Genomic DNA, 13,456 nt, shown 5'->3' with positions numbered 1-13,456 from the left:
CGAAGCCGGCCCCGGAATCTTCACCAAAATACCTGACGGCGAATCCCCCGGCCGGAGGCCGCCACGAATCGTTGACCTCGGGCCGTCCGTCCCTATGATGCGCGGCTTATGAGCGACCCCGCGCGCAAGCCTGCCGCCTTCTATCCCCACCGGCATCTGCTGGGAATCGAAGGACTTTCGGCGGACGAGATCACCCGGTTGCTCGATCTTTCCCAGTCCTATGCCGAGACACCGAAAGACGACCCGCGGGCTCGCGCCTTGCTGCGCGGCCGGACCGTCATGAACCTGTTCTTCGAGAACTCGACCCGGACGCTGACCTCATTCGAGCTCGCCGCGAAGCGGCTGGGGGCGGACGTCATCAACATGGCGGTCGGCACCAGCTCGATCAAGAAGGGCGAGACCCTGCTCGACACGGCGATGACGCTGAACGCCATGGGACCGGACGTGCTGATCGTGCGCCATCCGGAATCCGGCGCGGTCAGCCTCTTGTCGCAGAAGGTGGACGGCGCCGTGGTCAATGCCGGCGACGGCCGCCACGAGCACCCGACCCAGGCTTTGCTGGACGCGCTGACCATCCGCCGCCGCCGCGGCAAGATCCAGGGCCTGATCGTCGCGATCTGCGGCGACGTGCTGCATTCGCGCGTGGCGCGCTCGAATATCCATCTTCTGACCAAGCTCGGTGCCAAGGTGCGGGTGATCGCGCCCACTACGCTGCTGCCCTCGCAGGTCGATAAGATGGGCGTCGAGGTCTTCACCGACATGCGCAAGGGCTTGAAGGACGCCGACGTGGTGATGATGCTGCGCCTGCAGCTGGAGCGCATGCAGGGCGCTTATGTCCCCTCGATCCGCGAGTATTTCCATTTTTTCGGCCTCGATTACGAGAAGCTGGAAGTGGCCAAGCCCGACGCGATCATCATGCATCCCGGCCCGATGAACCGCGGCGTCGAGATCGATTCCGAGCTGGCCGACGACATCAACCGGTCGGTCATCCGCGAGCAGGTGGAGATGGGCGTCGCCGTGCGCATGGCCTGCCTCGACGCGCTGAACCGCAACTTGACCGGGGCGAACGTATGAGCCAGCGGCAGCAGAGCGGCGCACACCGTCCGCCGAAGCGCCAGACCAGGCCGCTGGCGCTGGTCAATGCGCGACTGGTCGATCCGGCCAGCAACCGCGATGAAGCCGGCGGCGTCCTGGTCGAGGACGGCATCATCCGCGACCTCGGGCCGCAGATCACCCGGACCGGTCTGCCGGAGGGCGCCGAGGTGATCGATTGCCACGGCGACGTGCTCTGCCCGGGGCTGATCGACATGCGCGTCCAGCTGCGCGAGCCGGGCGAGGAGCACCAGGAGACGATCGAGACCGGCAGCCTCGCGGCGGCGGCCGGCGGCGTCACCTCGATGGTGACCTTGCCGAACACCGACCCGATCATCGACGACGTGGCCGGCGTCGAGTTCATCGCCCGGCGCGCCCGCGAGACCAAGCGCGCCAAGATCTATTGCTACGGCGCGCTGACCCGCGGCCTCGAGGGCAAAGACCTGGTGGAGATGGGCCTGCTTTCGGCCAGTGGCGCGCTGGGTTTCACCGACGCGCTGCATGCCGTCGCCGACGCCCAGGTGATGCGCCGGGCCTTAAACTACGCGAAGTCCTTCAGCCTGCTGATCATCCAGCATCCGGAAGAGCCGCGTCTTGCCGCCGGCGGCGCCATGAACAACGGCGAGCTCGCGACCAGGCTCGGCCTCGCCGGCATCCCGGCCTGCGCCGAGGTGATGCTGATCGAGCGCGACCTGCACCTCGTGCGCATGTCGGGGGCGCGCTATCATGTCGCGCATGTCTCGACCGCCGCCGCGGTCGAGGCGATCCGCAAGGCAAAGCAGGAGGGCCTGCCGGTCACCTGCGACACCGCCCCGCCCTACTTCTCGCTGAACGAGAATGAGATCGGCGACTACCGCACTTTCGCCAAGCTGTCGCCGCCCTTGCGCGGCGAGGCCGACCGGCGCGCCATCGCCGCCGCGGTCGCCGAGGGCATCATCGACTGCATCGCCAGCGACCATTCTCCGCATGATGTGGAGAGCAAGCGCGTGCCCTTCGCCCAGGCCGCGGCCGGCGGGATCGGGCTCGAGACCCTGTTGCCGGTGAGCCTCGGGCTCACGCACAACCGCTCGGTCTCGCTGTCGAACCTCTTGAAGTGCATGACCAGCCGGCCGGCCGAGATCCTCGGCCTGCCGCAGGGCCGCCTCGCCAAGGGCGCGCCGGCGGACATGACGCTGATCGATCTCGAGCACCAGCATAAGATCGACCTCCGCGCCTTCCATTCGAAGTCGAAGAACTCACCTTATGACGGGCGGCAGGTGCAGGGCGCGGTGCGCCGCACCTTCGTCGATGGCCGGCAGGTCTTCGCGGCGACGGGCGCGAATTGATGGACCCGACCAATCTGATCGTCGCGATCGTCGGCGGTTATCTGCTGGGCTCGATTCCTTTTGGCCTGCTGCTGACCCGTATGGCGGGACTCGGCGACATCCGCAGCATCGGCTCCGGCAATATCGGGGCCACCAACGTACTCAGGACCGGCAACAAGAAGCTGGCGCTGGCGACCCTGCTGCTCGACGGCGCCAAGGGTGCGGTCGCGGTCTGCCTGGCGCGCTGGTTCTTCCTCGATCCGCTGCTGCCTGTAATCGCGGGGGCCGCGGCCTTCGCCGGCCATATCTTTCCCGTGTGGCTGAAGTTCAAGGGTGGCAAGGGTGTCGCGACCGCGCTCGGCACCTGGCTGGCCCTCGCCTGGCCGATCGGCGTGCTAGCCTGCCTCACCTGGCTCGTGGTCGCCTTCGTCTTCCGCTTCTCGTCGCTCTCCGCTTTGCTCGCGGTCGCTCTGGCGCCGGTCTACGCAATCTGGCTGGGGACACCGGCGCTGATCTGGTTCGGGATCGGCGTCGCGATCCTGGTCTGGGTCCGCCACCACGAGAACATCCGCCGCCTCCTGAAAGGCGAAGAGCCGAAGATCGGCAAGAAGAAGCCGGTCGAGGATGCGCAGATGGGGCATAACGGTGGCCCGCCGCTCGCCTAGCCCAGCAGCTTCTCGATCTTCGCCCGGATCTTCTGCGGCTTGGTGACCGAGCCAAACCGACGCAGCACCCTGCCCTCGCGGTCGATCAGAAACTTGGTGAAGTTCCACTTGATCGAGGTCGTGCCGAGGAAGCCACGGGCTTGCCCGGTCAGCCAGCGATAGAGCGGATGCGCGTCCGGGCCGTTGACGGCGATCTTGGCGAAGATCGGGAAGCGGATGTCATAGATCTGCTGGCAGAAGCGCTCGATCACTTCGGCCTCGCCCGGCTCCTGCTGGCCGAACTGGTTGCAGGGAAAGGCCAGCACCGAGAAGCCGCGCGGACTGAGGTCCTTATGGAGCTGGTTCAGCCCGGTATATTGCGGGGTGAAGCCGCAATGGCTGGCGGTGTTGACAATCAGCAGCACCTGGCCGCGAAAGCGGCTCAAGGGCACTTCTCGTTCGTAGAGATCGCGGACGGTGAAGTCGTAAACACTGGTCATGCCGCCGCGTTCATAGCCGATTCTGCGCCGGTCACAACCCATCACTTCACCTAATACAACTGGACATTGCCGGGAGGCGGATTGATTGCCGCTGCAGTTGCGGCTATGTTCTGCCCTTATGGGGTTCGGGGACCAAGAGCGGCTGGATTGGCTGCGTCTGGCGCGCAGCAGCGGCATCGGACCGGTGACGGTCCGGGACCTGATCGCTTTCTACGGGACGGCGGCAAAGGCGCTCGAGGCGCTGCCCGATCTCGCGCGGCGCGGCGGCGGGTCGCGGCCGGTCCGGATCTGCTCGAAGGCGGAAGCCGAGCGGGAAATCGAAGCCCTCGCCAGGCGCGGCGCCCGTGTGATCGCCAGGGCCGAGCCGGCTTACCCGGAGGCGCTCGCAGCGCTCGAGGACGCGCCGCCGGTCATCACCGTAAAGGGCCGGGCGGGTCTGCTGGCGCCGCACAAGATCGCCCTGGTCGGCGCCCGCAACGCCTCGGCCAACGGCCGGCGCATCGCTTCCGACATGGCGGCGGGGCTGGCGCAGGCCGGCGCCGTCGTGGTCAGCGGCATGGCGCGGGGCATCGACACCGCCGCCCATCTCGGTGCACTCGACGCCGGAGCGGAGACCGGTGGCACCATCGCCGTGGTCGCCGGCGGGATCGACGTGCTCTATCCGCCGGAAAACGGCGCGCTGTTCGAGCGGCTCGCGGCCGAAGGCCTGATCGTCGCCGAGGCGGCGCTGGGGACCGAGCCGGCCGCCCGGCACTTCCCGCGGCGCAACCGGATCATCTCCGGCCTGTCCAGGGCCGTGGTGGTGGTCGAGGCTGCCCTCAGATCCGGCTCCTTGATCACCGCCCGCTACGCCCTAGATCAGGGCCGTGACGTCATGGCGGTCCCAGGCTCACCCCTCGATCCTCGCTGCCGTGGGGCCAATCGCCTCATCCGGGAAGGCGCCCGCCTGGTCGAGGATTTTGCCCAGGTTCTGGAGTCCCTGGACGGACTTGCGGGGCCAAACCTAAGGTTTCACGAGAACTTGAATTTTAGCGAACAAACTGTTGAAATTAATACATTAAATGAAGCGGATCGGGTGCGGGATGAAGTGCTTTCACTCCTAGGGCCCAGCCCGGTCATGGTTGACGAACTGGTCCGGCAGTGTCATTGCTCGCCCCCCGTTCTGGGCATGGTGCTCCTGGAATTGGACCTGGCAGGCCGGCTGGAACGGCACCCGGGGAACCGGGTCTCCCTGCTGATGCAGGCCGCTTGAGGGCCCGGAAGCCGGGTCCCGAGCAAAGCTTAACGCCGCGATTCTAAGGGCTGAACGAAGCAATCCATGAAAGTCGTCGTCGTCGAATCCCCGGCCAAGGCCAAGACCATCAACAAGTATCTTGGCGGCGATTATAAGGTGCTGGCCTCTTTCGGGCATGTACGCGACCTGCCGCCGAAGGACGGGTCCGTGCGGCCGGAGGAAGACTTCGCCATCACCTGGGAAGTCGAAGGCCGCGGCGCCGCCCGGATCAAGGAAATCGCCGAGGCCGCCAAGGGCGCCGACAAGCTCATTCTGGCGACCGACCCCGACCGCGAGGGCGAGGCCATCTCTTGGCATATCCAAGAGGAGATCCGGAACAAGAAGCAGTTCAAGACCCTGCCGATCGAGCGGGTCGCCTTCAACGAGATCACCAAGCGCGCGGTGGCCGAAGCCATTGCCAACCCACGCAAGATCGACCAGGAGCTGGTGGACGCCTACCTGGCGCGCCGCGCCCTGGACTATCTGGTCGGCTTCACCCTCTCACCGATCCTCTGGCGCAAGCTTCCGGGCAGCCGCTCGGCCGGCCGGGTGCAGTCGGTGGCGCTCCGCATCATCTGCGAGCGGGAATCCGAGATCGAGGCCTTCAAGGCCCGCGAGTTCTGGACCATCGAGGTCGTGTTCAAGGCGCCGGACGGCGCCGTCTTCACCGCGCGCCTCACCCATCTCGACGGCAAGAAGCTCGACAAGTTCGACCTGCCCGACGAAGCCACGGCCAAGGCCGCAGCCGCCAAGCTCCAGGCCGGCGCGCCCTTCACGGTCTCGAATGTCGAGCGCAAGACGGTCAAGCGGAACCCCTACCCGCCCTTCATGACCTCGACCCTGCAGCAGGAAGCCTCGCGCAAGCTCGGGTTCGGCGCGGCGCAGACCATGAAAATCGCCCAGCGCCTCTATGAAGGCGTGGATCTCGGCGGCGAGACCGTCGGCCTCATCACCTATATGCGTACCGACGGCGTAACCCTGTCGCAGGACGCGATTGAGGCCGGCCGCAAGCTGATTGCCGAGCAATACGGCAAGGAATACCTGCCGGATGCCCCGCGCATCTATAAGACCGTCGCCAAGAATGCCCAGGAGGCCCACGAGGCGATCCGCCCGACCGACCTCTTCCGCCGGCCAGAGCAGGTGAAGCGATTCCTGCGCGACGACGAGTTCAAGCTCTACGACCTCGTCTGGAAGCGCACCCTCGCCTCGCAGATGGAAAGCGCCGAGCTGGACCAGGTCGCGGTCGATATCGTCACCGCCGACAAGCAGGCGACGTTGCGCGCCACCGGCTCGGTGGTGAAGTTCGACGGCTTCCTCACCCTCTATTCCGAAGACCGCGACGATCCGGTCGAAGGCGACGACGAGAACAGCCGCCGCCTGCCGGCGATGAAAGTCGGCGACCAGCCGCAGAGCCAGGAGGTGAAGCCGGAGCAACATTTCACCCAGCCGCCGCCGCGTTATTCCGAGGCTTCGATCATCAAGCGGTTGGAGGAGCTCGGCATCGGCCGGCCTTCGACCTATACCTCGATCCTGCAGACACTCGAGGACCGGCAATATGTCCGGCTCGAGAAGCGCCGCCTGATCCCCGAGGATCGCGGCCGCCTGGTCACCGCCTTCCTCACCAGCTTCTTCGACCGCTATGTGCAATACGGCTTCACCGCCGCGCTGGAGGAGAAGCTCGACGACATCTCCGGCGGCCGCGCCCAGTGGAAGCAGGTGCTGCGCGATTTTTGGGAGGATTTCTCCCGCCTGCACCAGCAGGGCGAGGAGACCGACAAGGACGGCCTGCCCTCGATGTCGGAAGCGGTCCAGTTCCTGGACAAGGGCATCGGCAAGCGCTCGATCGTAATCGACGTCCTCAATGATCTCTTGGCGCCGCATTTCTTCCCGAACCGTGGCGATGGCAAGGACCCGCGCCTCTGCCCCGCCTGCAGCAAAGGCGAACTCGGCATCAAGCTCGCGAAGAACGGCGCCTTCATCGGCTGCAGCAACTATCCGGACTGCCGCTACACCGTGCCGCTCGCGGTGCAGACCGCCGAGACCATGGACGCCGCCGCCGCCGGCCCGGTCGAGCTCGGCAAGGCCGAGGACGGCACGCCGATCACCTTGCGCAAGGGCCCCTATGGCCATTACGTGCAATTGGGCGAAGGGGCGGAAGGCGAGAAGCCGAAGCGCCAGTCGATCCCCAAGGGCATCGAGCCCAATGACGTGACCATCGAACAGGCGCGGCGCCTGCTCTCGCTGCCGCGCACCGTCGGCAACCACCCGGAGACGCAGAAGCCGATCCTCGCCGGTATCGGCCGCTTCGGCCCCTATCTGCAGCATGACGGCAAGTACAAGTCGATCCCCAAGGACGACGACGTGCTGACCATCGGCATGAACCGCGCGATGGAGATCCTCTCCCAGGAGAGCAAGGGCCGCGGCCGCGGCCAGGCCGCCCCCGGCAAGGAGATCGGCAAGGATCCCGCGTCCGGCGAGACCGTCACCCAGCACGAAGGCCGCTATGGTCCCTATGTAAAGATGGGCAAGGTCAACGCCACCATCCCCGGCTCGATCGAGCCCTCGTCGCTGACTTTGGATCAGGCCCTGTCGCTGATCGCCGCCCGCGCCGAGAAGATGGCGATGGACGGCGGCAAGCCGAAGCGCGGCGCCAAGAAGACGGCGAAGAAGAAAGAGGAAGCCGCGCCGGGCCTGAGCGAAGAAACCGCCAAGGCCCCGAAAGCCGCGAAGAAGAAGGCCGCCGCGAAGAAGGCTCCGGCCGCTAAGAAAGCGGTCGCTAAGAAGGCAACAACGAAGAAGAGCGCGGCTTAGCGCGTCCGGACTAGCGGAGCGCGAACAGCTCCTGGTGAAATCTTTCGCCGGCGGGGAAGCCTTGCGCGGCGAAGTCCCGGCGGAGCGCGGTGCCGAAGCTGGAAGGTCCGCAGAACCAGACGCTGGCGTTGCGCCAGCCGGGAACCGCGGCGCGGATCCGCTCGCCGTTCAGCCGGCCGTCCCAGGAGTCGACCAGGACATGCAGGCGGACGTCTGCGGCGCGCGCATCAGCCTCGAGCTTGGCGATGGCCTCCGCACTGAAGTCGGCCGTGGTGTGGAACAGGTCGATGGTCTGCGTCGGCAGCGGACCCTCCCCCGGCCGGCGCTGCAGCGCGCGCTGCTTCATGCGGGCGATGAAGGGCGTGATCCCGATGCCGCCGCCGATCCAGATCTGATGCGCACAATCGTCGTCGAAGGTGAACCCGCCATAGGGGCCTTCGACCTCCACGTCCTGCCCGACATGCAACGTGTCGCGCAGCCGGGCGGTGTGGTCGCCCAGCGCCTTCACCACAAAGGTCAGGCGATGGACCGCCGGATGCCAGGCCGAGGCGATCGTGTAGGGGTGCGCGCCCTCCGAAGGCTGCGACCGGACGAAGGCGAACTGCCCCGCTTGGTGCCCGGGCCAGCCCTTCGGGATGTCGATCTCGCCTTCCAGCACGCGCAGCGGCGGATAATAGGTTAGGCTCGCGATCGATCCGCGGACCTTGCGTCCAGCGCCGATCCTGCCGAGCAGGGTGACGACAGCGGCAAAGGCACCGGCGATCAACAGGACGGCGATCAGCGCGCCAAGCGGCGTCGCCCAGTAGTCGAACTCGGCCAGCACCGCGCTGTGAAAGACCAGCACCAGGTAGGCGACCGCAAGCAAACGGTGCGTCTTGTGGAAGATGTGATAGGGCACGCGCTGGATCAGCGCCACGGCGATGAGCAGCACGCTGGCATAGAAGGCCCATTCGCCGAGTCCTTCCGCCGGATCGCGCAACGAGCCTAGCAGCTGCTCCATCGCGTTATCGACCGCTCCGCGCGGACCGCGGGCCGGACGCTCGAGCCAGCCGAGGCCGACCGCCCATTTGGGCGCCTGGGTCCAGAGCCAATGCGCGACCGAAAGGCACAAGCCGCCGATGCCGAGCCATTTGTGCAGCCGATAGGTCTTGTCGAGACCGCCCAGCACCCGCTCCGGCCAGCGCAGGCGCAAGGCGAGGATCATGGCGAGGCTCATGCAGCCGATGGCGAGAATGCCGGTCAACTGCACCATCGCGCCGCGCAGCGCGAAGAATCCGGCCGGCTGCAGCGCCGAGGGATCCGCGGCGAACCACAGCAGCGTCAGCACCGCCAGCCCGGCCCAGAACCCGATCGTGATGCGCTTCAACGGGCAACCTCCTCGCCGGCCGACGGCAAGCTACTCGCCCCAGACCAGGAACAGGCCGATATCGCCGGGAAAGCCGCCGGGGAAATCCAGCACCCGCGCCGTCAGGCGGAAGCCGCGCGATTTCAGCTCGCGCTCCCAGCGCAGGTAGACCTCGGCGGCCTCGCCGCGGAGGGTCTTCGGCCAGCCCGGCTCCGGCACGTTGATGGCGCGGCCGCCGTCGCTGCAAAGGTCGTGCGGGAAGCGGAGCAGCATGAACTCCTTCTGCCCATGCTGCGCCGCCTCGCGCGCCTTGTGCAGCATGTTGCGCCAGGTCTCGTCGCCGATGTGATGATCGATCAGCTGCTCGACCGTGTGGCGGCGCGCGGCGGCCTCGGCGCGGCGCGCCTCCGCCTGGCGCAACTGCTCCTCGTGCTTCGAATCCGCGGCAAGCGCGCGGAACAGGCCCACATCGAAGCCGTCGCCCCCGGACGGCTGCGTCGCCTGCGGTGCCGTCTCCTCTTGGGGATGATGCGCCCGCTTCAACCGCTCCTCCAGCGAGAGCAGCGCGTCGAGCGGATGCAGGATGCTCGGATGCAAGTCGCCTTCGCCCTCGCCTTCCTCGCGGTCGAAGGAGCGCAGTAGATCGACGCGGCTCACGATGCCAACAATCCGACCGTCGCGCAGCACCGGAACCCGCTTGATGCGATAGGAGGCAAAGAGATGCGCCAGCTCCGCGACGTCGGTGGCCTCGGTCACCGTCACGACCGGCGCCGACATGATTTCCTTCGCCAGTTGATCCTTGGTCCGAAGCTGCGCCACGTATTCCTTACTGAGCGGCTCGCCCTCCGCCAGCATCTCGAGCCACCAGGCTCGGCGCGCGGCGCGCCCTGAATCGTCGCGGCGCAACAGGTCGCCCTCGCTGACGATCCCGACCGGCGCGCCGGAAGCATCGACCACCGGCACGGCGCTGACATGGTTCTCCAGCAGGAGCTTGGCGATGCGGCTGGCCGGAGTGTCCGGCGTGATCGTCACCACCGGCGCGGTCATGATTTCATCGGTACGCATGGTTCGGCGATTTCTTCCGTGCTGTTCACTGTTGCCGGATGTAGGTACCCGGTGCATCGGCGAGCGGGGGCAGGCCTCGTTCCGGCGCGGCCAGGGTCGGCGGCGCGACCGGCGATCCCGAACGCGCGGCGAGCCAGTCGAACCAGGCCGGCCACCAGGAGCCCTCCCGATGCTCGGCTGCGGCCCGCCAGGTCTCCGGGTCGAGATAGGTCTCGTGATCGCGCCGCGCGGCGATCCGGAACGAGCGGCGCGGATGGCCGGGCGGGCTGACGATCCCCGCATTATGCCCGCCGGTCGTGAGCAGGAAGGTCACGTCGGTGTCGGCGAGCAGGTGGAACTTGTGCACCGAATGCCACGGCGCGATGTGGTCGCTCTCGGTCGCCACGAGGAAGACCGGAACCTGGATGTCGGAGAGCGCGACGGGGCGCCCCTCGACCTCGAACCGGCCCTCGGCGAGGTCGTTGTCCAGGAACAGCTGGCGCAGGTATTCCGAATGCATGCGATACGGCATCCGGGTGGCGTCGGCGTTCCAGGCCATCAGGTCGGTCATGGGCGCCCGCTCGCCCATCATGTATTCCTTCACCATCTGCGACCAGATGAGATCGTTCGACCGCAGCAGCTGGAAGGCGCCCGACATCTGCCGGGTGTCCAGGAAGCTCTGCTCCCACATGATGTCCTCGAGATAGGCGACCTGGCTCTCGTTGATGAACAGCATGAGCTCGCCGGCCTCGGTGAAGTCGGTCTGGGCGGCGAACAGCGTCAATGTCGCGAGGCGCTCGTCGCGTTTCCGGGCGAGATGCGCCGCGGCAATCGCGAGCAGCGTCCCGCCGAGGCAGTAGCCGCAGGCATGCACCTTCTTCTCGGCATCGCAGATGGCCGCGATCGCCTCCAGTGCCGCCTCGACGCCCAGCCGGCGGTAGTCGTCGAGACCGAGGTCGCGCTGCTCCACGCCGGGGTTGCGCCAGGAGATCATGAAGACGGTGTGTCCCTGGGCCACCAGGTGGCGCACCAGCGAGTTCTGCGGCGAGAGATCCAGGATGTAGTATTTCATGATCCAGGCCGGCACGATCAGCACCGGCTCCGGCCGCACTTGAGGAGTGCTCGGCGCGTACTGGATGAGCTCGATCAGCTCATTGCGATAGACGACCTTGCCGGGGGTGACCGCGACGTCCCGGCCGACCACGAAGTTCTCGCTGCCGACCGGCGGCCGGCCGGCCACCGCGCGCTCCCAATCGGCGGCGAAGTTCATCGCGCCGCGCAGGAAGTTCTGGCCGTTCTCCTCGAAGGTCCGCTTCAGGATCTCCGGATTGGTCCAGGGGAAATTGGCCGGCGACACCACGTCGAGCAGCTGCCGCATGGTGAAATCGACGATCCGCTCGTTGCTCCTCGAGACGCCGCGGACGCCGGTCATCGCGTTGTGCAGCCATTGCTGGCCCAGCAGGAAGCTCTGGTAGATACCGTCGAACGGCGGCTGGCGCCAGGCCGGGTCGGCAAAGCGACGGTCTTGTGCCAGCGGCTCGATGCAGGGCGCGCAGTCCGGCTCGCGCAGGCGCTGCGCCTGGTAGAGCGCCAGCCGGAGCCACTTGCGCACCGCCTTCTCCAGCAGCAGCTGCTGCTTGCCCGGCGAGTTCAGGAACTGCATCGCCCAGTCGGTGAAGGCCAGGCGCAGGGCCGCCGGTGAGATCGAAGCCGTGAAGCGGGCCTGCCAGGCATGGGTCAGCCGGTCGAGCGAATCGGCGCGCGTCTCGTTGACATCGATCGGCTCGCACACGGTCGGCTCGGCCGGGCGCATGGCGCCCGCCTTGCCGGGTGCCTGCGCGTCGTCATTCGCGGCCGGCGACGGCGCGACGGGTTGCTTTGGCGCGGCCTCGGCCATTTTCTTCATGCCGCCGCGCCGTCCCGGCTGGGATGCGTGGCGATGAAATGCCGCAGCACGGCCTGCAGCACCGTCACATGGTGCCGATCGCCCCGCTTCTCCGCCGCCGCAATATCGTCGAGGATGTAGCGTTGCACGCAAAGCTCGCCCGCCGTGTTGCGACACAGGTAGTTGCCGAGCTCGGCCGCGACGATCGGGGGAATATGCTCGTGTTCGGCGATGGCTTCGACCTCGCGACGGTTCAAGCCGCACAAGGCGACACAGTCCTCGTAGGTGAGCATGGCAGCCTTCCTCTCAGTGGCGACGGAAATGTGCCATGGAGGCGCGCCGCGGGATTTGATTTGGAGCAATTCGGACTGCAGGTGATAGTCCGGCTTGGCTAGGGAACCAGTGCAAATTCCGGGACTTACTCCCGGGAGGACAGATTCTTTACGGTGGGATTTCAATGAAATCGGTGTTTTCCAAGGTCCGGCTGCGGCCGGCCCGGCGCGCGGCGCTGGGGCTCGGATTGGCCTGCCTGGCCCTGGCTGCGCCGGCTTTGGCCCAGGAGGGCAAAGACCCCAACGAAGGGACCGATTGGGGGCGCCTCACGATCATCGAGGAGAACGACTCGATCTATCTCGACGACGATCGCTATTACACCCAGGGCGCACAGTTCACCTGGCTCTCGCCCAGCATCGGCGCCGACAGCGGAGTCTACGAACCGTTCGAATGGCTGTCCGGCGGACCCCTCGCGCCGTTCAACAGCGGCGGCCAGTGGCGCAAGCGGCACTACGAGATCCTGCTCGGCCAGCAGGTGTTCACGCCGTCGGACATCAGTCTCTCCAATCCGCCCGAGGATGACCGGCCCTATGGCGGCTGGCTCTACGGCGGGATCGGCATGATCCAGGACACCGACCACCGCGAGCTCGACCATCTCGAGATCACCGCCGGGATCATCGGCGAGCATTCGATGGCGCGGAACGCGCAGAACGACTGGCACCAGTTCATCGGCATCGGCGAGGCGCAGGGCTGGGATCACCAGCTCCATTCCGAGCCCGGCCTCATGATCTCCTACGAGCGCAAATGGCGTTTCAACCAGCCGCTGTTCTGGGGCCAGGAAATCGAGGCGATCCCCGAGCTCGGCGCGACGGTCGGCAACGTGATGACCTATGGCGAGACCGGAATCAGCCTGCGCTTCGGCCAGGGCCTCAAGGCGGATTACGGCCAGCAGCGCATGCGCCCCTCGACTTCGGGCACCAGCTATTTCAATGCCGAGGCGATGACCAGCCCGTTCGGCTACTACATCTATGTCGCGGCCCAAGGCCGGGCGGTCGGCCGCAACATCTTTCTCGACGGCAACACCTTCGAGGACAGCCGCAGCGTCGACAAGGAGCCGCTGGTCGGCGATCTCTCCGCCGGCGTCGCGCTGTTCTGGACCGACAATTTCCGCATGGACGCCTCCGCGACTTATCGCACCAAGGAATTCGAGGGCCAGGACGGCGACCGCGTCATCTTCGGCGGCTTCAACATCTCCTTCGGGCTCTGATCCTCACAACAGCGCCAC

11 protein-coding genes are annotated in these 13,456 nt (G+C 66.8%); 6 read left to right on the top strand and 5 right to left on the bottom strand.

Translation table 11 applies throughout. The features are described from left to right. The first annotated feature begins 108 nt into the window (after positions 1–108). From ACYQ4T_RS06015 to plsY, 3 genes are read left to right on the top strand one after another with little or no spacing between them, the layout of a single operon-like run. Complete coding sequence (locus tag ACYQ4T_RS06015; RefSeq protein WP_459851414.1) at positions 109–1,074, top strand: aspartate carbamoyltransferase catalytic subunit; 966 nt, start codon at positions 109–111, stop codon at positions 1,072–1,074. Further along, positions 1,071–2,417 carry a dihydroorotase gene (locus ACYQ4T_RS06010; protein ID WP_459851411.1) on the top strand — a complete coding sequence of 449 codons (1,347 nt, stop codon included), beginning with the start codon at positions 1,071–1,073 and terminating at the stop codon, positions 2,415–2,417. Before ACYQ4T_RS06015 ends, ACYQ4T_RS06010 begins: the two co-directional genes overlap by 4 nt. Then, complete coding sequence (gene plsY, locus ACYQ4T_RS06005) at positions 2,417–3,061, top strand: glycerol-3-phosphate 1-O-acyltransferase PlsY (protein ID WP_459851409.1); 645 nt, start codon at positions 2,417–2,419, stop codon at positions 3,059–3,061. Before ACYQ4T_RS06010 ends, plsY begins: the two co-directional genes overlap by 1 nt. Here plsY and ACYQ4T_RS06000 read toward each other — a convergent pair. After that, positions 3,058–3,540, bottom strand: a complete 483-nt coding sequence (locus tag ACYQ4T_RS06000; protein WP_459851407.1) for a glutathione peroxidase — start codon at positions 3,538–3,540, stop codon at positions 3,058–3,060. The two genes, plsY and ACYQ4T_RS06000, sit on opposite strands and share 4 nt — an antisense overlap. Positions 3,541–3,625: 85 nt before the next feature. Here ACYQ4T_RS06000 and dprA point away from each other — a divergent pair, with 85 nt between their 5' ends. After that, the gene (dprA, locus tag ACYQ4T_RS05995) at positions 3,626–4,792 is read left to right on the top strand and encodes a DNA-processing protein DprA (protein ID WP_459851405.1); all 1,167 of its coding nucleotides are present in this window, start codon (positions 3,626–3,628) and stop codon (positions 4,790–4,792) included. Between the two features lie 66 nt (positions 4,793–4,858). Further along, complete coding sequence (gene topA / locus ACYQ4T_RS05990) at positions 4,859–7,624, top strand: type I DNA topoisomerase (RefSeq protein ID WP_459851403.1); 2,766 nt, start codon at positions 4,859–4,861, stop codon at positions 7,622–7,624. 10 nt (positions 7,625–7,634) lie between these two features. Here the strand turns inward: topA and ACYQ4T_RS05985 are convergent, their stop codons facing one another. From ACYQ4T_RS05985 to ACYQ4T_RS05970, 4 genes are read right to left on the bottom strand one after another with little or no spacing between them, the layout of a single operon-like run. Further along, entirely contained in the window at positions 7,635–8,990 is a 1,356-nt protein-coding gene (locus ACYQ4T_RS05985) for a ferredoxin reductase family protein (protein ID WP_459851400.1), read from the bottom strand. Between the two features lie 30 nt (positions 8,991–9,020). Continuing rightward, the gene (locus ACYQ4T_RS05980; protein ID WP_459851398.1) at positions 9,021–10,034 is read right to left on the bottom strand and encodes a CBS domain-containing protein; all 1,014 of its coding nucleotides are present in this window, start codon (positions 10,032–10,034) and stop codon (positions 9,021–9,023) included. Between the two features lie 25 nt (positions 10,035–10,059). Next, on the bottom strand, positions 10,060–11,919 hold the full coding sequence (locus ACYQ4T_RS05975; protein WP_459851396.1) for a PHA/PHB synthase family protein: 1,860 nt from the start codon (positions 11,917–11,919) through the stop codon (positions 10,060–10,062). Further along, a complete protein-coding gene (locus ACYQ4T_RS05970; protein ID WP_459851394.1) occupies positions 11,916–12,191 on the bottom strand; it encodes a hypothetical protein in 276 nt (91 codons plus the stop codon). Before ACYQ4T_RS05970 ends, ACYQ4T_RS05975 begins: the two co-directional genes overlap by 4 nt. A 164-nt stretch (positions 12,192–12,355) precedes the next feature. Between ACYQ4T_RS05970 and ACYQ4T_RS05965 the strand changes: the two genes are divergently transcribed. Continuing rightward, positions 12,356–13,438 carry a lipid A deacylase LpxR family protein gene (locus tag ACYQ4T_RS05965; RefSeq protein ID WP_459851392.1) on the top strand — a complete coding sequence of 361 codons (1,083 nt, stop codon included), beginning with the start codon at positions 12,356–12,358 and terminating at the stop codon, positions 13,436–13,438. The last annotated feature ends 18 nt before the right edge of the window (positions 13,439–13,456 follow it).

Source organism: Dongia sp. agr-C8, assembly GCF_054658695.1.
The sequence above is the reverse complement of the archived record's forward strand: the minus strand, read 5'-3'. Positions and strand labels throughout refer to the sequence as shown.

What these genes read in the sequence shown, in the direction of transcription:
- ACYQ4T_RS05965 (WP_459851392.1), top strand. Translation starts at nt 12,356, where the DNA reads ATGAAATCGGTGTTTTCCAAGGTCCGGCTGCGGCCGGCCCGGCGCGCG.
- ACYQ4T_RS06000 (WP_459851407.1), bottom strand. Translation starts at nt 3,540, where the DNA reads ATGACCAGTGTTTACGACTTCACCGTCCGCGATCTCTACGAACGAGAA.
- ACYQ4T_RS05970 (WP_459851394.1), bottom strand. Translation starts at nt 12,191, where the DNA reads ATGCTCACCTACGAGGACTGTGTCGCCTTGTGCGGCTTGAACCGTCGC.
- ACYQ4T_RS06010 (WP_459851411.1), top strand. Translation starts at nt 1,071, where the DNA reads ATGAGCCAGCGGCAGCAGAGCGGCGCACACCGTCCGCCGAAGCGCCAG.
- ACYQ4T_RS05980 (WP_459851398.1), bottom strand. Translation starts at nt 10,034, where the DNA reads ATGCGTACCGATGAAATCATGACCGCGCCGGTGGTGACGATCACGCCG.
- topA (WP_459851403.1), top strand. Translation starts at nt 4,859, where the DNA reads ATGAAAGTCGTCGTCGTCGAATCCCCGGCCAAGGCCAAGACCATCAAC.
- plsY (WP_459851409.1), top strand. Translation starts at nt 2,417, where the DNA reads ATGGACCCGACCAATCTGATCGTCGCGATCGTCGGCGGTTATCTGCTG.
- ACYQ4T_RS06015 (WP_459851414.1), top strand. Translation starts at nt 109, where the DNA reads ATGAGCGACCCCGCGCGCAAGCCTGCCGCCTTCTATCCCCACCGGCAT.
- ACYQ4T_RS05975 (WP_459851396.1), bottom strand. Translation starts at nt 11,919, where the DNA reads ATGAAGAAAATGGCCGAGGCCGCGCCAAAGCAACCCGTCGCGCCGTCG.